Consider the following 23,438-nt stretch of genomic DNA (forward strand, 5'->3'; position numbering starts at 1 on the left):
TCGTAAAGCCAAAGCCGAGCAAGGCAAAACCCGAAAGCAAGTAGCTTTCAAAGGCAGGGACGGGGCGTAAGCCCCTCCCGTAAGTCCTATTATAGCACAAGGTTTATAAAAAATCAAGTAAGCAGAAAGGACTTTAAGTTATGATTAAGAAAATCCCTAAAGAAACAACAACATACCACTTTTACAATGCCAACCCGAAAGGCAGGCGGACTACTGATTGCGTAGTACGAGCTATTTGTACAGCTTTGGAGCAAGATTACAATACTACGGTAATGGAATTAGCCGAAATGCAATGCAAAACGGGCTTTGACGACGGCGACAAGAAATTGTACGACAAGTACCTACAGAGCAAAGGTTGGGTAAAACACAATCAGCCCAAAAAACGGGACAACACAAAGTTTACGGGTAAAGAGTTTTGCAAAGAATTAAATTGCAATATAGCAGCGGTTGGCGTTACGGTTATAGCAAACATTGGCGGACACCATATTGTATGCATCAAGGAGCATTACGACGGCGACGCATACGGTTTACACAAGGTTTACGACATTTGGGACAGTACGGACGGTTGCATAGGTAACTATTGGACGAAAGCGAGATAATAATAAAAGCTGCGCTATCGGCTATACGGGCAGAAACGAGGTTGTTATGATTATAGAAAAGAACGGCAAAACCTACTCCGTAACCGAGTACGCCGACAAATGGAAAGTATCAGCGGAAAACGGCAAGCTCTCGGTTGCCTATGATGTTTCAAAAGAGCTATGCTCCACAGCCGCCGAGCTGCGCGAGTATGTAAAAAACAATAATTTATTTTGAGGAGGGCTGACCTATGGCGGACAAGCGCAAAACGAAAACCTCTACCGAGGTTAAAACAAGATACAATCAAAAAACTTATGATGTGATAGCGGTTAGAGTCCCGAAAGAAACAGCAGAGGCTTTCAAGGCGAAATGTGCCGCCGAGGGAGTACCGCAAGCCCAAATTATAAAGCAGGCTATCGAGGCATTTTTGCAGCAGTAACCGAGAGGGAGCTATAACGGCTCCCTCTATTTCTTTTTATATGATAAAACGGAGTGATTTTATTATGGCATACAAACATTTAACCTTTAACGACAGATTAAAAATTGAGGCTTGGCAAAAGGTAGGCGTTAAGCCTGCGCTTATGGCAGAAAAGCTCGGCGTACATATCAGCACAATTTATAGAGAGCTCAAGCGCGGACAGTACGAGCACCTCAACTCGGACTATACCACCGAGCAGAGATACAGCCCCGATATTGCCGAGGAGAAAAACCAGGCTAACCTCCGTGCTAAAGGTGCGCCGCTTAAAATCGGCTCCGACCACGCCTACGCAAATTATATCGAGTACAAAATAAGAGTAGAGAAATACTCGCCTCGCGCCGTCCTGGGCGAAATTAAACGCCAGGGCGTAGAGTTTAGCGTAACTATATCGGCTCCGACTCTGTACCGCTATATCGAGCAGGGCGTTTTCCTTACCATTACAAACGATAACTTACCCGTAAAGAGAAATAAGACCGAGCGGAAATATAAAAAAGTGAGAGCGGCTCGCGCCTCTAAAGGCGACAGTATAGAGAAACGCCCCGCAGAGATTGCGGAGCGTACCACTTTCGGACATTGGGAAATGGATTGCGTAGAGGGCAAGAAAGGTACCAAAAAAACTATGCTCGTATTGACCGAGCGTTATACCCGCTATGAGATTATCCGTATTATGAAAGACCACACCGCCGCAAGCGTTGTAAAAGCCCTTAACGGAATTGAGCGGGCATACGGTGCGAATTTCTCAAAAGTATTTCAAACAATCACAATAGACAACGGCTCCGAGTTTACCGACTACGAGGGACTCGAAAAGAGCTGCCGCCGCAGCGGTACCCGTACAAAGGTTTATTACTGCCACCCGTACAGCTCCTACGAGCGCGGCTCAAATGAAAATCAAAATAAAATGATACGCCGCCACTACCCGAAAGGCGTTAGCTTTGAGGGCGTAACCTCTGCTGATATGCGTAAACTTGAAAAATGGATTAACAATTATCCGAGAGGGATATTTGACTATTATACTTCCGCCGACCTATACGAGGCGTGTATAAATAGCCTTATTTCGGCGTAATTTTTGCTAAATTAAAAATTTTTTGCACTTTTTCGCATTTACCTCTTGACTTTTCATTATTCGCATATTTTTTGTTTAATATTGAAATAATTATATATTTATATATTATATATTTGACTTTTCGGCAAAATAGTATATAATATTATGAAAGGCTTTTTTAAAGGAGAATGTATACATATGTCTGATATTATTTTTAGTTTATTTCCTGCTTTAGAAGAATTCCTGTTAAAAATGTTAGGATTTCTCGCAACTCCTATTCTTTTTGTTTTTGATTTAATTGTTCTTATTGTTGCTTTAAAAATCGTTATCTCCATTGGTAACAAAGTTATAGATTTTAACAAAAAGCGTCTTATTGAAAAAGGTAAGGATGAAAAATTTATAAACACCATCTCAACTGTTTTAAAAAGTGTATGGAGATATGTTTTATATTTTATTGCCATCTTAGTTGTTTTGAGTATGCTTAATTTGGGAAGTACAGTAACAAGCCTGCTTGCAACTGCAGGAATAGGCGGTCTTGCTATTGCTTTCGGTGCTCAGAGCCTTATTAAAGATATTATCACCGGTGTTTTTCTTTTATTTGAAAATCAGCTTGCTGTTGGCGATTTTGTTACTGTTTCCGGAAAAACAGGTACTATTGAAGAGGTACAGCTCAGAGTTACAAAGGTTCGTTCTGCAACAGGCGAAGTACATATTATTCCCAACGGACAAATTGATATTGTAACAAACTTTTCAAAAGGAACAACAAAGGCTATTATTGATATTCCCATTCCCTATGAGCAAGATGTTTCACAGGCTTCTTCGGTTATCAGTGAAGCTTTAAATAAGCTTTATGACAATACAAATGATTTATTTGCTGATAAGCCGTTAGTTATCGGAACTGTTGATTTCGGCGACTCTGCTATTATGATAAGAGCTGTTGCAGACTGTCATTCTATGAAACATCTTGAGGCTGAAAGAAAAATGAGAGATGCTGTTATAGATGCCTTTGAACAAAACAACATTTCATTCCCCTACAACAAAATTGTTGTTTTAAACCACGATTAATAAAAAACGGAAAATAAATTTAAGGAGTTATAGAATATGCCAAAGAGAACAGACATCAATAAAATACTTATTATCGGTTCGGGTCCTATCGTAATCGGTCAGGCTTGTGAATTTGACTATTCGGGTACACAGGCTTGTAAAGCGCTTAAAAATCTCGGATATAATATTGTGCTTGTAAATTCAAACCCCGCTACTATTATGACTGACCCTGAAACTGCTGATGCTACATATATTGAGCCTCTCAACGTAGAGCGTATATCCAAAATAATTGAAAAGGAGCGTCCTGACGCATTACTTCCCAATTTGGGCGGTCAATCAGGTCTTAACCTTTGTCTTGAGCTTGAAAAGGCAGGCGTTCTTAAAAAGTTCGACGTTAAGGTTATCGGTGTTCAGGTAGATGCTATTGAACGCGGTGAGGATAGAATCGAGTTCAAAAAATCAATGAACAAGCTTGGCGTTGAGGTTGCCCGTTCTGAGCCTGCATATTCTTATGAAGAGGCTGAAAAGATTGCAAACGAATTAGGCTTCCCCGTTGTTGTCCGTCCCGCTTATACTATGGGCGGCGCCGGCGGCGGTCTTGTATATAATTCCGAAGAATTAAAAGTAGTTGTAAACAGAGGTATTGCTGCCAGCCTTATAGGACAGGTTCTTATCGAAGAATCCATTTTAGGTTGGGAAGAGCTTGAGCTTGAAATGGTTCGTGACTCTAAGGGCAACATTATTACTGTTTGCTTTATTGAAAATATCGATCCCTTAGGTGTTCATACAGGCGACTCCTTCTGTGCGGCACCTATGATTACTGTTCCTAAATCTGTTCAGGATAGGCTCGAAGATGCTGCAAGAAAAATTGTTGAGGAAATCCAGGTTATCGGCGGTACTAATGTTCAGTTCGCTCACGACCCTGTTTCCGACAGAATTATAGTAATTGAAATCAATCCCAGAACTTCACGTTCTTCTGCTCTTGCGTCTAAGGCTACAGGCTTCCCTATTGCTTTGATTTCTGCTATGCTTGCAACAGGAATGACTCTTGATGAAATTCCCTGCGGCAAATTCGGTACTCTTGATAAATATGTTCCCGGCGGCGACTATATCGTTATAAAATTTGCTCGTTGGGCTTTTGAAAAATTTAAAGGCGCTGAAGATAAATTAGGTACTCAGATGCGTGCTGTCGGCGAAGTTATGAGTATTGGTAAAACCTATAAGGAAGCTTTCCAGAAAGCTATCAGAAGCCTTGAAACAGGTCGTTACGGCTTAGGTTTTGTTAAAAATTATAATTCCTTAAGCGTAGAAAAGCTTTTAGGTATGCTTCATACTCCTACAAGTGAACGTCAGTTTATTATGTACGAGGCTATCAAAAAAGGTGCGAGCCTTGACGTTATAGAATACCTTACAAAAATCAACAGATACTACCTTGAGCAAATGAAAGAAATTGCAATGGAAGAGCTTGAAATCTCCGCTGCAGGTGCTAATCTTTCAGATAAAGCTTTAGAAAATGCTAAGAAAAACGGTTTTTCCGATAAATATTTATCTAAGCTTACCACTCTTTCAGAAGATGAAATAAGAAGCAGAAGAGAAAAAATGGGCGTAGTTGAAACCTGGCACGGTGTTCACGTAAGCGGTACAGAGGATAGCGCTTACTACTACTCAACCTACAATGCCCCCGATGCAAGCAGAATTTCTGACAATAAAAATAAAATAATGATTTTGGGCGGCGGTCCTAACAGAATAGGTCAAGGTATTGAATTTGACTATTGCTGTGTTCACGCTGCAAAAGCTTTAAGAGAATTAGGATTTGAAACTATTATTGTAAACTGTAATCCCGAAACTGTTTCCACCGACTATGACACCTCTGACAAGCTCTACTTTGAGCCTTTGACTCTTGAAGATGTTTTAAGCATTTACTATAAAGAAAAGCCCATAGGTGTAATTGCGCAGTTTGGAGGACAGACTCCTTTAAATCTTGCTTTTGAATTGGAAAAAGCAGGGGTTAAGATTTTGGGTACATCTCCCGACTCTATTGACCTTGCGGAAGACAGAAGCAGATTTAACGCTATTATGGAAGAGCTTTCTATTCCTATGCCCGAATCGGGAATGGCTTCCACACTTGATGAAGCTATGGATTTGGCTCAGAAAATCGGATATCCTCTTATGGTTCGTCCCTCATACGTACTTGGCGGACGCGGAATGGAAGTTGTTTACGACGACGAAAGCCTTAAAACCTATATGAATGCTGCCGTAGACGTAACTCCAGAAAGACCGATTTTGATTGACCGTTTCCTTTCCAACGCTATAGAATTTGAAACCGATGCTATTTGCGACGGAGAAAACGTATTTATTCCTGCTGTTATGGAGCATATTGAGCTTGCAGGTATTCACTCCGGCGACTCTGCCTGTGTTCTCCCCTCCTTCAGCATTTCTCAAAAGCATTTAGACACTGTTGCACAATATACCAAAAACCTTGCTCTTTCTCTTAATGTAAGAGGTCTTATCAATATGCAATACGCTATTGCAGACGATAAGGTGTATGTGCTTGAAGCAAACCCCAGAGCATCAAGAACAGTTCCCCTTGTTTCAAAGGTTTCCAATATAAATATGGTTAAGCTTGCAACTCAGATTATTGCTATGCCTTTGCTTAACACAAAATCTCCTCTTATTGGCCTTGAAAACAAGAAAATTCCTCACTGCGGAGTAAAAGAAGCTGTATTCCCCTTCAATATGCTTCCCGAAACAGACCCCATTCTCGGACCTGAAATGCGTTCTACCGGTGAAGTTTTAGGCCTTGCTGACAACTTAGGTGAAGCCTTCTACAAGGCTCAGGAAGCAACAGGTGTTGAGGTTCCCTCTTCCGGTACTGCTTTCATCAGCGTAAATGACAGAGATAAGGCTCAGGTTATTGAGGTTGCAAGAAGCTTTGAAAAGGCAGGCTTTAAGATTATAGCTACCGGAAATACACATAAAACACTATGCGAAAACGGTATCAACTCTAAGCATATAAACAAATTGCAGGAAGGCCGTCCCAATATATTTGATGCCATTGTAAATAAACAGGTTGATATTATTATCAACACTCCCACTCCCGCTAAGGAGAGCATTGATGATGACAGCTATATCAGAAAGGCTGCTATCAAATACAAGGTTAATTACTTTACTACTGTTGCCGCTGCAAGAGTTGCTGCTCTTGCTGTAAACGGAAAAACAGACAATGTAAAGTCAATTCAGGATTATCACAAGGATATTAAATAAGAGGTGTTTCCTTTGTCGGTTACGGTTACCTGGTTAGGTCATTCCTGCTTTAAGCTTTGTTATGACGGATTTTCTGTTGTCATAGACCCTTATGACAATACATGTAATTATCCGCCTTTAAATACAAAGGCAAATGCTGTCTATTGCAGTCATTTTCATCACGACCACTGCTATACACAGGCTGTAACCATAGCAGAAAATAAGAATAACCCTTTTAATGTAACAAAAGTTTTATGCGCTCATGACCAAAACGGCGGTCGTGAGCGTGGTGAAAACATCATTCATATTTTTGAAGCTGACGGAATAAGAATTGCTCATTTCGGCGACTTGGGGCATATGTTATCTGAAGAACAAATTACTTTATTGGGTCACTGTGACTGTGTTCTTATTCCAATAGGCTCTGTATATACGATTGATGCTCTATTCGCTTTTGAGCTTTTTAAAAAGCTTGATGCTGACATTTTTATTCCTATGCATTATAAAACCGATAAATTCGGCTTTGATGTAATCGACGGGATTGATTCTCTTTTATCTGTTTGGAATATATCACCTGTTAATAAAATAGAATTTAACAGCATACAAATTAACAAAAACAATAAAAAACAGCTTGCTATATTACAATTTGAGCCGGAAAGGAAGCGTTGACTTGTCTAATAAGCTTCAATTATTGCTTGTATTCGGAGCTATGTCCTCTGAATATTCAGTTTCATGCGTATCAGCTGCAAGTGTCCTTGAAAACTTAAATAAAGAAAAATATGACGTAAAGGTTTTAGGCATTACCCAAGAAGGAAACTGGTTTCTTACCGATGCGACTCCTGAGCAAATCCGTGACGGTTCCTGGGAAAAGCTAAACAACACAAGAGCCATTCTCTCTCCCAGCCGTGACGCAAGCGGACTTGTTGTTTTAAAAGACTTTGAAATTTTCTTCGTTAAAATTGACGTTATTTTCCCTGTAATGCACGGTGCTTTCGGAGAGGACGGTAAAATCCAAGGTCTTTTCGAGCTTTCGGGTATTCCTTATGTGGGCTGTGGTGTATCTGCCAGTGCTGTATGTATGGATAAGGCAATAACAAAAACCGTTATGAACGAAGCCGATATCAAGCAGGCTCGCTACATAACCTTTTTTGAAAAAGATTTTAATGAAAACAAAGAAAGTCTTTTACAACGCTTTGAAAACGAGCTTAAATATCCTTATTTCATAAAGCCTGCAAACACAGGCTCTTCAATAGGTATTTCAAAGGTAAACAATATAAATGAAGCTATCAACGCTATAGAGCTTGCTCTCAATTACGATTATAAAATTATTGCTGAAGAAAATATTATTGGATCTGAAATTGAAGTCGCTGTATTGGGCAACAGTAATCCCATAGCTTCAATTTGCGGAGAGATTGCCCCTGAAAGAGATTTTTACGATTTCGAGGCAAAATATAACGATGTAAATTCAAAGCTTTATATCCCCGCAAGACTTGACGAGCAAACAAGCCAAAAGGTCAGAGATACTGCAATCAAGTGTTATACAGCCGCAGGCTGCACAGGTCTTTCAAGAGTTGATTTCTTTGTTAATAAAGACAGTGGTGATATAATTTTTAATGAGATAAACTCTCTGCCCGGATTTACCTCTATAAGTATGTATCCCAAGCTTTTTGAAGCTTCGGGTATTCCCTATTCAAAGCTTTTGGATGCTATTATCGACTTAGCTCTTGAGCAGTAAGAAAGGAAAAATTTTTTCATAAAATGAGTAAAGCTATTATTTCAATTAAGGGCACTCAGATAATTGATGAAGAGCCCAATGTAATTGAATTTATTACAGACGGAATTTACACCTGTAACGAAGCAGGAAAAAGAATTACCTATTTTGAAACCGAGCTGACAGGCGAAAAAGGTGTAAAAAACGTTATAAATGTACAAGATGATACTATAATAATTACAAAAAACGGACCGTATAAAACCCAACTTATTCTTGAAAACGGCAAACGTCATCACTGTCCTTACAACACACCCTTCGGAATGATGACTATGGGAATAAACACTCAGGAAATCAATGACGGGTTGACAAAACAAGGCGGGAATCTTTTTGTAAGCTATGAGCTTGAAATAAATCATAATACCGCAAGTGTAAATAAGCTTGAAATAACAGTCAAGGAGTCAAAAAAAGATGCTCAAAAAAACAATAAATCCGATAGAAGTTGTTAAAAAACAAATTTCACAGGCAATTTTAAATGCTTATTCAAAAGCAGTTGAGAACAACGAGCTTGTTCAATGCGACTGTCTTTGTGAGGTTGAGCTTGAAATTCCCAAGGAAAGCGGATTTGGTGATTTTGCTACCAATTTTTCAATGAAAAATGCTAAAAATTTGCGTAGCGCTCCCATAAAGATTGCCAATGCAATAGTAAAATATATTGATTTTTCGGACACATATATAGAGCGTGCAGAAGCTGTAAATCCCGGATTTATTAATTTCTTTGTTAAAAATAATTATTACGGCTTTGTGCTTAATACTATATTCTCTCATTCTGACAGCTACGGTAAAACACAAACTGAAAATCCTCAAAATATTATGGTTGAATTTGTTTCTGCAAACCCCACAGGTCCTATGCATATGGGAAATGCAAGAGGCGGCGCTTTAGGTGACTGTCTTGCTGAAATTCTCTTATGGTGCGGAAATGACGTAACCCGTGAATTTTATGCAAACGATGCTGGCAATCAGATAATGAAATATTTTCACTCTCTTAAGGCACGTTATTATGCCCTTGCTCTTAATGATGAAAACTACCCCTTCCCCGAGGACGGATATCAGGGTGATGATGTTAAAGAACACGCAAAGGCTTATTTTGAAAAGTACGGCGATAAATATCTCAACGTAGATGACGACACCTTTTTCAATGAGCTTTTAATGCCCGCTATAAGAGCAAATATGGCTCGCATTAAAACAGACCTTGAAACCTACCGCATAAATTATGACGTTTGGTTTAATGAAAGCACTCTTCACGAAAGCAATCAGGTTAAAGAGGTTGTTGCTCTTTTAGAAAAAAGCGGATACACTTATGAGTCTGACGGAGCTCTTTGGCTTAAATCTACTGAATTCGGTCTTGAAAAAGACGATGTTCTTATGCGTGCAAACGGCATATTTACCTATTTTGCGGCTGATATAGCATATCATTATAACAAGTTTATAACCCGTGGTTTTGACAGGGTAATTGACGTTTGGGGCGCTGACCATCACGGTCACGTGGCTCGTTTAAAGGGTGCTATGAGCGCTTTAGGTATTGACAGTGAGCGTTTGGATATTATTCTTATGCAGCTTGTTCGCCTTGTTTCTGAAGGTAAGCCTGTTAAAATGTCCAAGCGTACAGGTAAAGCCATTACCCTTGCAGATTTATTGGCAGAAACCTCTGTTGATGCTGCCCGCTTCTTCTTTAATATGAGAGCTCCCGACAGTCATTTTGACTTTGACCTTGACCTTGCTGTTGCTGAATCAAGTCAAAACCCCGTATACTACGTTCAGTATGCTCACGCACGTATTTGCAGTATTATCCGTTTACTTAATTCTGAAGATAAAAAGCTTGAAAGCATTGAAAACATTGATACTTCTTTGCTCTGCGCTCAAGAAGAAAAAGAGCTTATTACAATTCTTTCACAGCTTCCTCAAATTATTTGTAACGCTGCAAGAGATTATAATCCTGCATTACTTACAGGATATGCTGCTGATATCGCAAGCGCTTTCCATAAATTCTATAATGCTTGCAGAGTTAACTGTGATGACCAAAAGCTTTTACAGGCAAGACTTCTTCTTTGCGTATGTACTGCTCAGGTATTAAGGAACACTCTCACCATTTTAAAAATATCAGCACCTGAGAAAATGTAATTTATTTTTCAACGAAAGGAGCTTCGCTATTATGAATATTTTTTCTTTTGGAAATCTCCCTGTTATTCTCGACGGAGCTACCGGAACAGAGCTTATTAAAAGAGGCTTACATCAGGGCGTTTGTGTTGAGAAATGGATTATTGATAACGAAAGCACTATTACTGATGTTCAAAAAAATTATTTTTCTTCCGGTTCTGATTGTGTATATGCCGCTACATTTGGAGCAAATAGAGCTGCTTTAAAAAAATATTCTCTCGAAAACAGCGTTGAAGACATCAATTTAAAGCTTGTTAGTCTTTCAAAAAGCGTTTCAGATAAACTGCTTATAGGCGGAGATCTTTCCCCTACCGGTAAAATGCTTTTACCTTACGGGGATACTGAGCTTGAAGAAATGATAGATATTTATCGTCAGCAAGCTAAGGCTCTTGAAAAAGCAAATGTAGATTTTTTTGCTATTGAAACAATGATGAGTCTTGCCGAAGCGCGTGCCGCTGTTATTGCTGTTAAAGAGGTTTCAGATAAGCCTATTATTGTTACAATGACGGTAGAGGCAAGCGGAAAAACTATGAACGGCAACAGCGTTTTAGCCTGTCTTTGTACTTTACAGGAAATGGGCATTTCTGCTTTTGGGCTTAACTGTTCTGTTTCTCCACAGCAAATACTTGATTTGCTTATTGAAGCTTCTCCCTATGCAAAAATTCCTCTTATTGCAAAACCCAATGCAGGAGTTCCTACTGCTGACGGACAAACTAAACAGCTTTCTCCCGACGATTTTGCTGATTTTGCAAAAAAAGCTATCCAAAACGGAATAGGTATTTTGGGTGGTTGTTGCGGTACTTCTCCCGACCATATAAAAGCTATTAAGAATACTGTTTCTTCTCTTGAATATAAAAGACCTATCTTAGATAGCACTGCACAAATTATTTTAACAACGCAAAAAAGCGCCTTTTTCCTTTCTGAAGATTTTAACAAAAGTGAAATCTTCAAGTGTACTGACGACCTCCCCGAAAACATTCTTGATGCCGAGGACGACGGCTGCGATGTTTTCTGTGTTGAAATCAATTCTCAGGAAGATATTGAAATTTTCGAGTCCTATTCCTATATGTTTAATTTGCCTGTTTATATAATTACAGACAGTATTGAGCTTCTTGAAAAGGTTGCACAGGGCTTTTGCGGACGTATTATGGTTGAAAGCAACGACAGCCTTGATGCTGTAAAGCTTGAAGCCTTAACTCAAAAATACGGAATAATTGTTTTCTAAAAAACAATATTAGTTGCTATTGAAGCAAAAATTACCGACATAATATCGCAGGTAAGAGCAATAATCATTGCCTTACCTGTTTTTTTTATTGCGGCGGCACTACCGTAAACTGACATTGTATAAAGAGTTGTTTCGTTTGAGCTTGTCATTACTGCGGCAAGTCTTCCTATGTATGTATCGGGTTTATATTTCTCTATAAGCTGAGTAAACAAGACCAAAGAACCGCTGCCCGAAATAGGACGCATTAAAACCAAAGGAGAAACCTCTGAAGGTATATTTATAATTTTAGCTAAGGGCTTAAACAAATATACAAACAAGTCCATAGCTCCAGATGCTTTAAAAACACTTATTGATAAAAAAATACATATGAGTATAGGTAACAGTGAAACAGCAGTCTTTATTCCCTCTTTAGCTCCTACAGTAAACTCATTTACTATATCTATTTTTTTTAACAAAGCCACAATAAAAACAAAACCTATTATACAAGGCACAATATATGAATACATAATACATCACCGTCTTATTTTAAGTTTGCAAAGAAATATTCCCAAAAGCAAGCTTAACAATGATGCTATCCACACGGCAGGAACTATATCAAAGGCGCTTTTACAGCCTGCTCCGCTTCTTATTGCCGCAACGGTTGTAGGAATAAGCTGAAGAGAAGCGCTGTTTATAACAAGGAGCATAGTTGTATTATCTGTCAAATTCTTTTTATCCTCTTTTACAAGCTCCTTTGCGGCACTTATTCCTGACGGAGTTGCGGCGTTGGATAGTCCCAGTAAATTTGCAGTTATATTAAGTGCTAAATACTTTTCGGCATCTGAGCCCTTATCAAGCTTTTTAAAAACAAGTCTTATTACAGGACTTAGCAATTTTGCCAATGCATCTGTTAATTTACAGGCTTTTGCAACATTCATTACCCCCGACCACAAAGCTATCATACAGCCCATATTAACAGTAAGCTCCAAAGCACTTTTTGAGCTTGACATCATATCGTTTAAGACAGTATCTATACATCCGTTTATGCATCCAAACACAATTCCTAAAACAAGCAATATTCCTAATATAACAGACAACATAAAAATATTCCGCCTTTATATTTCAAAAAATTAATAATTTATACATATTTTGACATTTTTTTGTGTTATAATAATTACAATAATTAAGTATATAAATTGGGGGTATAAATATTGAAAGCAACAGGAATAGTAAGAAATCTTGACGAATTGGGAAGGATTGTTCTTCCGATTGAATTACGTCGTACTCTGGACATAGACAAATCTCCCATTGAAATTTTTTTGGACGATGACGGTTCCATTATTTTACGCAAATACAACCCCTGCTGTGTTTTTTGCGGTGAGTCTGCCAACGTTTCCAATTTCAAAGGAAAAATGGTTTGCCGAAGCTGTAAAATGGAATTATCCAGATAAATTTTACAAAGCTCTCATTTTGGTACTCCCAAATGAGAGTTTTTTCTTTAAAACTATTGATTTCTTTTGCCTTTTAACATATAATAAAATATATGCTTTATTTACAAAATAATTCCTTTTTTCAATACTATGAAAGGATACGGCTTTTAATTTCCCGCCGTAAAGGTAACTCAAAATGAAGGAAAAATTTTATATTACTACCGCTATTGCCTACACCTCTCGTATTCCCCACATTGGAAATACTTATGAGGCAATTCTTGCGGATTCAATAGCAAGATATAAAAGAATGACAGGCTACGATGTTTATTTTCTTACAGGTACAGACGAGCACGGTCAAAAAATTCAGAAACAGGCACTTGAGGAAGGCATTACTCCTCAGGAGCACGTTGATAATATTGCGGGTGAAATCCGTAAAATATGGGATTTAATGAACGTAAGCTATGACGGCTTTATCCGTACTACTGACCCTAAGCACGTAAAGGCTGTTCAAAAAATATTTAAGAAGCTTTATGACCAGGGCGACATTTATAAAAACAGCTATGACGGACTGTATTGTACTCCTTGTGAGTCCTTCTTTACAGAAACTCAGGCTCCAGACGGTGTTTGTCCCGAATGCGGAGCAAAGCTTGAGCATACAAGCGAAGAGGCTTATTTCTTTAAGCTTTCAAATTATACTGACAGACTTAAAAAATATATTGAGGACAATCCCGATTTTATTCAGCCCCCTGCCCGTAAAAACGAGATGCTTAACAACTTTATAAATGCAGGTCTTTCCGATTTATGCGTTTCAAGAACTGCTTTCGACTGGGGCGTTCCCGTTACTTTTGACGATAAACACGTTATATACGTATGGATTGATGCTCTTTCCAACTACATCACAGCTCTTGATTTTGATATAGACGGTAACAACGGAGAGCTTTACAACAAATATTGGCCTGCAGACGTACATCTTATAGGAAAGGATATTCTTCGTTTCCACACTATTTACTGGCCTATTATGCTTATGGCTTTAGGTCTTCCCCTACCTAAGCAGGTTTTTGGTCATCCATGGCTTCTTTCTGGTAACGATAAGATGTCAAAATCAAAGGGAAACGTTATTTACGCTTCCGATTTAGTTGAATATTTCGGCGTTGATGCAGTACGTTATTATGTACTTCACGAGATGCCTTTTGCACAGGACGGTACATTTACCTACGAGCTTATTATTGAAAGATACAATTCCGATTTGGCAAATATTCTTGGAAATCTTGTCAACAGAACACTTGCTATGGTTTCAAAATATTTTGACGGAATTATTCCTACTCCTAACACATACAATGAGCTTGACAATGATTTAAAGAATACCGCTATAAATGCTGTTAGTGCCGTAGAAAGCAAGATGAACGAGCTCAAGGTTGCTGACAGTCTTGATGAAATTTGGGCATTACTCCGCCGTTCAAACAAATATATTGACGAAACTGCTCCCTGGATTTTAGCTAAAAGCGATGAAGGTCGTGAAACCTTAAAAACTGTTCTCTATAATCTTATGGAATCTATAAGATTTGCGGCAATTTTAATGGCTCCCTATCTTCCCGAAACCTCTCAGACAATTTTAAATCAATTAGCTACAGACAAAACAAGCTACGAAACACTTACCTTCGGTGCTCTTGAAAGCGGTAAGGCTATCGGCGAATTTTCACCTATATTCAACCGTTTAGACGAAAAACTGAAGCTTGAAGAAATTGCAAAGCATATTGAAGACAAATATCCTCAAGCGCCAAAGGCCGCTCCTTTTGAGCCCGAAATTACTTTTGAAGATTTTATGAAAACAGATTTAAGAGCAGCAAAGATTTTAGAATGTGAAAAAATCAAAAAAAGTGAAAAGCTTTTGAAGCTTATCGTTGATGACGGTATCGGTAAACGTCAGATTGTTTCGGGAATAGCTAAATTCTACACTCCTGAACAGCTTATCGGTAAAACTGTTGCCATTGTTGCGAACTTAAAACCTGTCAAGCTTTGCGGTGTTGAAAGCTGCGGAATGATTATTGCCGCTGATAAAGGAGACGACGTTTGCGTTTTGTTCCTTGACGACAGTATTCCTGCAGGCTCTAAAATACGATAATAAGGTGGGACAACAGCATAAATTAAATTTATGCTTTAAAAATGTTTTTTGATACTCATGCGCATCTTGACGATGCCCGTTTTGACGAGGACCGTGAAGCACTTATACAGTCCTTTAAAGAAAATAAAATAGACCTTGTTTTAAACATAGGTTCAACTCTTGAAAACTCTTTTGAAGGTGTTGAGCTTTCCAAAAAATATGACAATATTTATTCTGCTGCAGGTATTCACCCCGAAGGAATACTTGATTTACCCAAAAACTATTTAGATGATTTGGAAAAGCTTTTTGAAAACAAGAAAACAGTAGCTGTGGGAGAAATCGGTCTTGACTATCATTATGACACTCCCAAGGATATTCAAAAGCGCTATTTTACAGAACAGCTCACTTTTGCCAATCGTTTAAAGAAGCCTGTTATTATTCATGACAGAGATGCGCACGCTGACTGTCTTGAAATAATCAAGGCAAATTTACCCGAAAAATTTGTATTTCACTGTTACTCGGGTAGTGTTGAATTTGCAAGAGAAATACTTAACTTAGGCGGTTACATTTCCTTTACGGGCGTTATTACCTTTAAAAATGCAAATAAGCTTCCTGAGGTTGCTAAGTTTGTACCTCTTGACAGAATATTTATTGAAACAGATTGTCCCTATCTTTCTCCCGAACCCTTCAGAGGTAAAAGAAACTCTCCCTTAAATGTTCCTTTGGTTGCACAAAAAATTGCAGAGCTGAGAAATGAAAGTGTTGAAAAAATCGCAAGTGTTACAAAGGAAAATGCAATTAAGTTTTTTGGTATAGAGCTTTAAAAAAAAGCTGTCATTTGCTCATTAAGAGTGAATGACAGCTTTTTTGATTATTGAATAATTTCATAGAGATTTGAGGCTTCATTTTTCAAGGTATGCTCTGCTATTTCAAGAACTTTAGCTTTTGTTATTTTACCGGCAAAATTTATTTCGATTATATCACCGGCCTTTACATCGTAAGAGGCTTTTACAACATTTCCGTTTACGCTTATTCTGCCTGTATCACAGGCCTCATTGGCAACGGTACGCCTTTTTATAAGTCTTGAAACCTTTAAAAATTTATCTATTCTCATAAATTATACCTTTCATAATAGCAAAACACTCTGCGACTATGCAGAGTGTTTTGTTAATTGTGTTTTGTGTTGCTATAAGTTTAATAAATATGAGAGCGAAAGTTTTTGTTGTTTTCGTTCAGATAGATATTGTCTTATAACATATAATAGCTCTGCAAAGCTATTATATCACGCAGCTTAAAATTTGTAAATATATTTTTAAGTCTGTTTTATGTTGCAGCTCATCGAATTTCAAAATGTCAACTTAGCTAAAAAGCTCTTTTTATCTATTCGGAAACTATCATAACAGAGCTATACGGCTCTATTTCAATTTGTACTGTGGAATATCCGTTTTGTATATCTGAGTTCAGCTCTGTCTGTTCCATTGTGTGAAGGTCTAAAAGCTTTAAAGCTTTATCTGTTTTAAAGCTTATTTTTCCGCTATACCGACGTGAGCTTTCATTGACAGTAAAATAGATATCTTTTTCGTCTTTTTTGCGGTGAAGAACCTTTATATCTCTGTCCTGTGTGGGTATAAAAATATCCTTTTGCATATCAGAATAGAGTATTTTTGAAAGCTTTTCAAAATCAGGCACAAAGGTATATTGACAAAAAACATTATGTTCATCAAGAAAATATACATTTTCACTGTCTGTAAGCTTTTGCAAAAGCGCCTTGTATTCTTCTTTTTCGCACTCATTTAAAGAGTTTTCAGGAAGCTCTTTAAGAAAAATTACCTTTACATTATTTTGTGCGCATTCCAAAAGCTTTTTTACTGCTTCGATGTTCATATACAACGCCGAGGGAATTATTATAGCTGCATAGCCTTCGTTTCCTGTTTCAAGGCGTTTATTTACAATTTTGCTTTTTATAAGAGTCTTTGAGTCAATAAAATCAAAGTCCTGCTGATTTTCAAAAAGACAGAAAGCAACCTTGTCAATAAATTGCTGAAGCTCGTCAACCGGTGCAGAGCTTACAGGGTCAAAAAGCGCATTCGCTGTTTCTAAGGGGTAATATATTGCAACATCTGCTATATGAGTACCTCCTGACAACAGCTTGCTTAAATTGAGAACATAGTCTGAATAGCTTTCAAACTCATTCCAATATTTATTGCCCTCAAAATACGAGGGAGGACAGTCATTTTTTCTGTCATCTCTGAGGGAATAGAAAAATGCGTGCACAAGCGTTTTGTTTACGCCTCTTACATACTGAAAATCAGTCCAACGTTTTAAATCCTTGTGAGTAAATTCCCAGCCTGCGCAGGCAAAGCTTTCCGACATTACAATTTCCTTACCGTACATATGCGCCACAGAGCTTACGAGCTTTTCTGTCATCATATAGGGAGAATAGGTTATTCTGTCAACTCCTGTATAATCAAGAACGGATAAGGCTTCAAAAAGATTCCCCTGAGTTGTAATGTTATATCTGAGATAATCCTCCATATGAAGATGTCCTATAAACTCCACATTGTGTGTATGACAAAAATCTTTTTGAGGCTCAAGAAAAGCTTCTTTATAAAGCTGACATACAGTATTATAATAATCGTTTCTTACCTTTGCGCTGTCATTTCCTTTTTGCCAAAGACAATCTAAAAAAGGAATAATTGAATATTTATTTTTCTCTTCAAAATACTTGTCAAAGCCGTGAGTCCAGGCAACCGTATCATAATCCGCCTCATTGTCAAACATACCCTTGAAGCATTTTAAATTCTGATACATTCCCGCTTCATCACTAAAAAAGCCCTTGATTACGTTGCCGAAATATTTGCCGAAGCGTTTGAAATATTCTTCGTGAGTATTGGCAATAAAGCTTTTTGCAGCATTTATATTGAGCACATCAATATAATAATGCTCATCAAAAGCAACCTTCCAATAGGTATAGCCTATTTTAAAGAGCACAGTGCCGTCTTTTTTATAGCTTTGCGCCTGCTCGTAATCTGTAACTGTGCATTTATTCTGAGTGTCATATAAAGCTACAAAATTTTTTCTTTCATCATTTTTGAAAAAGTTTTCAATTTCATCGGCAGCTATAACTCTTTTAAGATTTTTTCCGCAATAATCGGGGTTTTCTGCAAGCACTTTTCCGTCAGCATATCCGCTGGGAAAATTTTTCTCGTCATATATCCAGATTGCCATATCAAGACGCTCTGCTGTCTCAACAGCTCTTTGAAAACAAGAAAACCATTTTTCAGAAAGATATTCGGTAATAAGGCCTATTCTTGCGTGAATAACCGCCTCATATACCCCTTTTTTGCTCATTTCTTCTAACTGTCTTTGGACTTCACTCTCTTCCATTTCATCGTTCCAGAACCAAAAGACAGAAAGCCCGTTTTTGTCATATCCCATTTTTTCACTCTCCGAAGCGGATGTTTTTAACGTAATCTCTTATTGATACCATATCCGAAATATTATCTTCTGTCAACAGATTTGAGTTTTTTCTGAAATTGTTGAAAACAACAGTATCTATACAGCTCTGCTCAGAGGTAGCGCTGAGAATTGATTTCAATTCTCCCGTACCGTTATAGCTTATATCTTCAAAAACAATATTTCTGATTGCTCCGCCCTCTGACCAGAAAGGATTATCGGAGCTTTCGTTACGTATAAAGAAAAGAGAAGCTTTTTCAGGTGCTCTGAAGCTGTCTATTCTTATATCTCTAACGGTGATATTGCTTATTTTGTTGCCTGCTGTAGACCAGAACCAACAAACACCTGTAAATTTACTTAAATTCCAAACGCCCTGCTGATTTAAGATGTCATTGTTTTCAAAGGTGATGTTTGAAATATCGGCATATGTGTTTTCCCCAAGGCCCAACAAAAAGATTCTTGCACCGTCGCCCCAGAAAACACTGTTTTTTATAATGTTGTTGCTTGAATATCCGTAGTGATAAATAACGAACTGGTCATCACAGCTTCTTACAAAACAGTTATCCACTGTACTGTCAGAGCTTGCGCTGAGATGTATTCCGTCTGCATTGGTTACGCTTCCGAAGCAGTTGACATTATTTATCTGTATATTGTTGCTGTAATTGGCTACAATGCTCCACATAGGCGAGTCTATAACAGTTATACCGTCTATAGCGGAATTTTGCGAGGAGGTAATCCATATAGCTCCTGTTCTGCCCTCCGCATACTGCATAGAATGTTCATTTTTACTGCAATCGAGTATTCCCCGTCCAAAAATCTTTACGCCGTTTATCTCGTCTGCAGAAATGGAGCCGTATACATACGATCCCGAAGCAAGATATACTTTTACATTATCCTTTGAAATGAAGAAGGACTCAGCAGAATGCCAATTACCGTACATCTGCACTGAAGCATAGACTGTATTTTCATCGCCGTCAGTAAGTTTTGCAAAGGTTTTTAAAGCTCCTGCACATGCTTTTCCCAACGCTACGTTTTGACCTGTATATCTCTCAAAAAGCTTTAATTCCTTAACGTAATTTGCAAATATCAGATTCGTATAATTGCTCATCTGACCTTCGCCGTTATTTCCGCAAAGCTTTATTCTTACACGGGAGGTACTGACAGCAGAGAAGCTTGCTCTTATTGTACCTGTGGATGAATTTTCTTTACCGTCATATATAAGTCTATATTGCTGTGTTGCTTCATCCTTTGCATAAAGCTCAAATTTCTGAGGCCCTGTCATAAAATAGTTTTCTTGCAAAGCTCCCTGTACCAATTCGAAGCTGTTAATAGTCTTTGTCTGTCCGAAATCTATATCTGCCCACATTCCCTGAGGAAGATTATGAACTCCCGCTTTAAAATAATAGGTATCCTTATTTTCAGGAAGCTCTAACGGAATTTCATCTCCCGCCTCTATTACATATACATTTTCGTCATTTTCCGACGGAGCGTCAGTCTCAGGATTTCCCGTCATAATATGCAGACAAAGGTCATACCAATTATCGTTAATTCTCAAAACAAGCTTTTGTGTGCCGTCACTTGTCTGTGTCAAAGGGAAAATAAGAGAATTATCATTTATCTGCATAGCATTTATGCCGTCAGAGTAAGGGCGGATATCATAGGAGTTGATTTTTCCGCCGTTGTATACTACCTTCATATCAACAGTACCGCTGAAATCAAAATTAACCATCGAGGCATTTACCCTCTCCGAAAGCGTACTGTTTTCATCGCCCTCCTGAGTTCCCACCGGAGTATTATAGACAAACAGTTCTTGCCACTTGGGACTTCCCGGCTGTCTTACATATACCGAATAGGAAGTATTTTTTTCAATTTCATCGGGGGCATTTGATGCGTTTATATTTTGATTTTCTTTAAGCAATAAATCTTTAAGGCTGAGTAAATTTGTTATATTTACTCTTCCGTCAGCGGAAATTGCCATTTTCTGCGCCTCTGAAAGCACAGAATTATAAAGGAAATGCTTTCTTAAGGATATCGCATCGAGCACATTAACTTTTCCGTCTTCACTGACGTCACCGTATACCGATAAAGTATACTGAGTATTTATATTATCATATTTAATGGATAGCTTGCTTCCCGTTGCAACCTTGCCGTCATTTTGCAAGTCTGACACAATTTCGGCAAAAGCAGAACAGCTTATTCCCCTGATAAACTCCTCTGATGTTATTCCGTTAGGAATATTATAAATAACATCATCTTTTAATTTAAGGGTGCTTATATCTGCAGGTAATGTACCCGAATAGGTTTTAGACCAGCCCTCTTCTGGTATATAAGAAAATCCGCAAGGAGAAAGATACGCTTCCCCAAAGCTGATAGGTCCACGGATTTCAAAGCTGTTGGCAACCTCAGGGTCAAATTTTGTTATGCCCTGTTTATCTACCCAAATCTGAAGTTTTCCTTCACCGCTTTCATTTTTTGGGAAAATATGTACCATAGCCGCATAATCATGGCCTGCTAAGGCACAAAGACTTTCAATACTTTGTCCGTTTATGTATATACGCTGACGGATAGCATCTTTGTAATCTGAGCTTGCCTGAATATTATTGAGCTCTGTTTTGGTTACGTATTTGCTAAGCTCAAGGGTGATAAGATAATAGCTTCCGCTTTCGCTTATTTCGGGTGCCGAAAGCAAAGCTGCTACTGAATTACCTGCTGTGCTGTTAATCCAATTTTCCTCATAACAGTCATAAATAAAAGCAGCTTTTGAAAAGTTTTTTTTGTTTAAAGTTATGTCATTTTTAATTTCAAAAACATTATAAGAAGATTTATCAAGCCCAGCTAAATTGACTTTATCCAGCCATATTTCCATAAGACCTTGTCTGTTTTCGTCTGCGGGATGCAGACTTACCATAGCCGCATAATCATGACCTGCTTGTGTGCATAGCTCACCTATACTTTTCCCGTTAATATAAAGTGAGCTTTTAATTGTACTCGCAAAGTCAGCACTTGCCTGCAAGTTCATCATAAGGCTGTCTGTAACAGGCACATCTGTCTGAAACTGTAATATGTAATATCCGCCGTTTTCTACAATTGTGCTTTTGTCGGCAAGAAAATTAATATATGTCTCCTGTGCAGAAATGTGTGCCTGACAGGGTAAAAGCAAAAGTATTAAAACTAAAAATAAACAAATATATCTTTTCATATCAGCATTTCACAATCTATAAAATAATAATATCCGCTTTTATCCTTTTTACTGTCATTAGCTACGGGAAGTACAGAAAGAGTTGCCTCTTCCTCTGCATAAATATTTATACTTATATTGTGAATACCCTCATCTAAGCAAAGAGTTGCAAACTGATTTTCCGGGCATCTGTGAAAAGCGGGAATATACGCCTGTTTTTCATCACAGCTTATTACTGTTTTACCGTCAAGACAAAGAGTATATTTTTCATTACAAGCACATATCAGCTTAACTGTACGTTTTTTAGGATTTTTAAATGCTGTGCTGACAGTATGCTTTCCGCTGTTCAGCTTAATTGTATTTGTCTGTGTATATACTTCCTCATTGTCAACTATCCATTTTACAGCTCTGAATAAAACAACGGATATAGGGTATTTGCACCAGATATTTCCCTCGTTGTATTCTTTGAGTAAAATTTTACATTCGTTAACTGCCAAAAGGCTGTCTGATGCAGTTATTTCAAATTCGGCTGTTGTAGGTGCTTTAGGCTCTAAAATAAGCTCTGCTTCACCGCAATTTGACTTGAACAGTCCTGCACCGTCAAAACAAGCTCCGAAGGTGCGTGTATAATCAGAATTGTTAACAAGTGTAATGCTAAGCTTCTTTTTTTCATTAGCTTTAAAGCTCAGTCCGTCCTCAAGGCACAGATATACAGAGATATTATTTTCTCTGCTTCCAAAGGGAAGAGTGTATTTCTGTACGTCAAAATCCCATTCCTGTTCAATGTTAAAATTGTTCTCAAGCTCTAATTTTTGAGACAATTTTATTGTTCTTTGAGTCAGCTCGTCAAGGGTTTTAGGAAAATTCAAGCCCCTTATAGGCGCACTTACCACTATATTTGTTCCTATGGCATCTACCCACTCTTTAGGAATATACTTTGTTCCGTACATTATTCCAAGCAAAGCTCCTAAGGTTGCGCCTGTGCAATCTGTGTCATAACCTAAATTTACCGCTTTAAGAAGACTGTCAACAAAGTCGTTGCCGTACAAAAAGCCAACCATAGTAAAGGCTATATTCTGAGGTGCGTGAGTAAAATTGCTGTCTTTGTAAGATGCAAGTATTTTATCTCTGATTTCATCATAGCTTACGCCCTGTAAAAACCAATCCAATGTATCTTTTACAGCGCAGTATGTAAGAGAAGAGGAATCTATATAAGAAAGGGCTTTTTCAATAAGCTCTACCTTATTTTCCGAGTTAAATGCCATACTTTCCAATACAGCATAAAATATCTCTCCCCATACTCCTTCTCCGCCTGCGTGGTCAACCTGTGCATCCTGTAAAGCAAAATATGCCGCTACCTCAGGCTTTCCTGCAGCTATTGCTGCCCACAGCTCAGAGCGTATAGGCGCACCCATACAGTCTGTAAAGGGATTGTCATATTTCCCGCTTAACGGCGCACCTATTCCCATACGTATATTTTTTATGGCATATCCGTATTCATCAAATGGAAAATAGACATGCTCCGCCCACTCTTTAGAAAAATCGGAAGCGGTAAGCTTAAAGCCGTATTCCTCAAGAGCGTGAAGATTTACAAGCTGAAGGTCAAGGTCATCGTTAGGAAGCGGGTTTTCACCCGTGTCGGGAAGAGAGGTAAGATTAAGTATGTCTAAAGCTCCCTCAACGGGCTCGCCTAAAGTACCGCCGATATTTTTACCAAGCCAACAGGCATATATTTTGTCATATAAAATATCGTTATTCATAAGT

19 protein-coding genes are annotated in these 23,438 nt (G+C 38.2%); 13 read left to right on the top strand and 6 right to left on the bottom strand.

Features of this window, described 5'->3' with window-relative positions; translation table 11 throughout:
* Positions 1–140: 140 nt before the first annotated feature.
* From E7480_04555 to E7480_04600, 10 genes are all read left to right on the top strand, one after another.
* Positions 141–599, top strand: a complete 459-nt coding sequence (locus tag E7480_04555; GenBank protein MBE6903858.1) for a hypothetical protein — start codon at positions 141–143, stop codon at positions 597–599.
* A 227-nt stretch (positions 600–826) separates the two neighbouring features.
* The gene (locus E7480_04560; GenBank protein ID MBE6903859.1) at positions 827–1,015 is read left to right on the top strand and encodes a CopG family transcriptional regulator; all 189 of its coding nucleotides are present in this window, start codon (positions 827–829) and stop codon (positions 1,013–1,015) included.
* A 64-nt stretch (positions 1,016–1,079) separates the two neighbouring features.
* Entirely contained in the window at positions 1,080–2,117 is a 1,038-nt protein-coding gene (locus tag E7480_04565) for an IS30 family transposase (GenBank protein ID MBE6903860.1), read from the top strand.
* 144 nt (positions 2,118–2,261) lie between these two features.
* On the top strand, positions 2,262–3,161 hold the full coding sequence (locus E7480_04570) for a mechanosensitive ion channel family protein (GenBank protein MBE6903861.1): 900 nt from the start codon (positions 2,262–2,264) through the stop codon (positions 3,159–3,161).
* Between the two features lie 36 nt (positions 3,162–3,197).
* Entirely contained in the window at positions 3,198–6,404 is a 3,207-nt protein-coding gene (carB, locus tag E7480_04575) for a carbamoyl-phosphate synthase large subunit (GenBank protein MBE6903862.1), read from the top strand.
* A 3-nt stretch (positions 6,405–6,407) separates the two neighbouring features.
* On the top strand, positions 6,408–7,049 hold the full coding sequence (locus E7480_04580) for a hypothetical protein (GenBank protein MBE6903863.1): 642 nt from the start codon (positions 6,408–6,410) through the stop codon (positions 7,047–7,049).
* A gap of 1 nt (position 7,050) precedes the next feature.
* Positions 7,051–8,115: a D-alanine--D-alanine ligase gene (locus E7480_04585; protein ID MBE6903864.1), complete on the top strand. Its 1,065-nt coding sequence runs from the start codon at positions 7,051–7,053 to the stop codon at positions 8,113–8,115.
* 23 nt (positions 8,116–8,138) lie between these two features.
* Positions 8,139–8,597: a DUF1934 domain-containing protein gene (locus E7480_04590; GenBank protein ID MBE6903865.1), complete on the top strand. Its 459-nt coding sequence runs from the start codon at positions 8,139–8,141 to the stop codon at positions 8,595–8,597.
* The gene (locus E7480_04595) at positions 8,560–10,269 is read left to right on the top strand and encodes an arginine--tRNA ligase (GenBank protein ID MBE6903866.1); all 1,710 of its coding nucleotides are present in this window, start codon (positions 8,560–8,562) and stop codon (positions 10,267–10,269) included. Before E7480_04590 ends, E7480_04595 begins: the two co-directional genes overlap by 38 nt.
* 31 nt (positions 10,270–10,300) lie before the next feature.
* Entirely contained in the window at positions 10,301–11,530 is a 1,230-nt protein-coding gene (locus E7480_04600; GenBank protein MBE6903867.1) for a homocysteine S-methyltransferase family protein, read from the top strand.
* Here the strand turns inward: E7480_04600 and E7480_04605 are convergent.
* Complete coding sequence (locus E7480_04605) at positions 11,527–12,036, bottom strand: spore maturation protein (GenBank protein MBE6903868.1); 510 nt, start codon at positions 12,034–12,036, stop codon at positions 11,527–11,529. The two genes, E7480_04600 and E7480_04605, sit on opposite strands and share 4 nt — an antisense overlap.
* A gap of 6 nt (positions 12,037–12,042) precedes the next feature.
* On the bottom strand, positions 12,043–12,609 hold the full coding sequence (locus tag E7480_04610) for a spore maturation protein A (protein MBE6903869.1): 567 nt from the start codon (positions 12,607–12,609) through the stop codon (positions 12,043–12,045).
* Between the two features lie 108 nt (positions 12,610–12,717).
* Between E7480_04610 and E7480_04615 the strand changes: the two genes are divergently transcribed.
* The 3 genes from E7480_04615 (at position 12,718) to E7480_04625 (ending at position 15,864) form a co-directional block, all read left to right on the top strand.
* Entirely contained in the window at positions 12,718–12,960 is a 243-nt protein-coding gene (locus E7480_04615; GenBank protein MBE6903870.1) for an AbrB/MazE/SpoVT family DNA-binding domain-containing protein, read from the top strand.
* Between the two features lie 175 nt (positions 12,961–13,135).
* Positions 13,136–15,061: a methionine--tRNA ligase gene (gene metG / locus E7480_04620; protein ID MBE6903871.1), complete on the top strand. Its 1,926-nt coding sequence runs from the start codon at positions 13,136–13,138 to the stop codon at positions 15,059–15,061.
* Positions 15,062–15,102: 41 nt separating this feature from the next.
* On the top strand, positions 15,103–15,864 hold the full coding sequence (locus E7480_04625) for a TatD family deoxyribonuclease (GenBank protein MBE6903872.1): 762 nt from the start codon (positions 15,103–15,105) through the stop codon (positions 15,862–15,864).
* A 47-nt stretch (positions 15,865–15,911) separates the two neighbouring features.
* On the opposite strand, the gene E7480_04630 is transcribed toward E7480_04625, so the two are convergent.
* From E7480_04630 to E7480_04645, 4 genes are all read right to left on the bottom strand, one after another.
* The gene (locus E7480_04630; GenBank protein MBE6903873.1) at positions 15,912–16,154 is read right to left on the bottom strand and encodes an RNA-binding S4 domain-containing protein; all 243 of its coding nucleotides are present in this window, start codon (positions 16,152–16,154) and stop codon (positions 15,912–15,914) included.
* A 266-nt stretch (positions 16,155–16,420) separates the two neighbouring features.
* Positions 16,421–18,478, bottom strand: coding sequence for a hypothetical protein (locus E7480_04635; protein ID MBE6903874.1), 2,058 nt, complete (start codon positions 18,476–18,478; stop codon positions 16,421–16,423).
* Between the two features lie 4 nt (positions 18,479–18,482).
* Positions 18,483–21,695, bottom strand: a complete 3,213-nt coding sequence (locus E7480_04640; GenBank protein ID MBE6903875.1) for a hypothetical protein — start codon at positions 21,693–21,695, stop codon at positions 18,483–18,485.
* Complete coding sequence (locus E7480_04645) at positions 21,692–23,434, bottom strand: ADP-ribosylglycohydrolase family protein (GenBank protein ID MBE6903876.1); 1,743 nt, start codon at positions 23,432–23,434, stop codon at positions 21,692–21,694. Before E7480_04645 ends, E7480_04640 begins: the two co-directional genes overlap by 4 nt.
* Positions 23,435–23,438: the final 4 nt, after the last annotated feature.

It is taken from the genome of Oscillospiraceae bacterium, assembly GCA_015067255.1.
Classification (GTDB): Bacteria; Bacillota; Clostridia; order Oscillospirales; family SIG519; genus SIG519.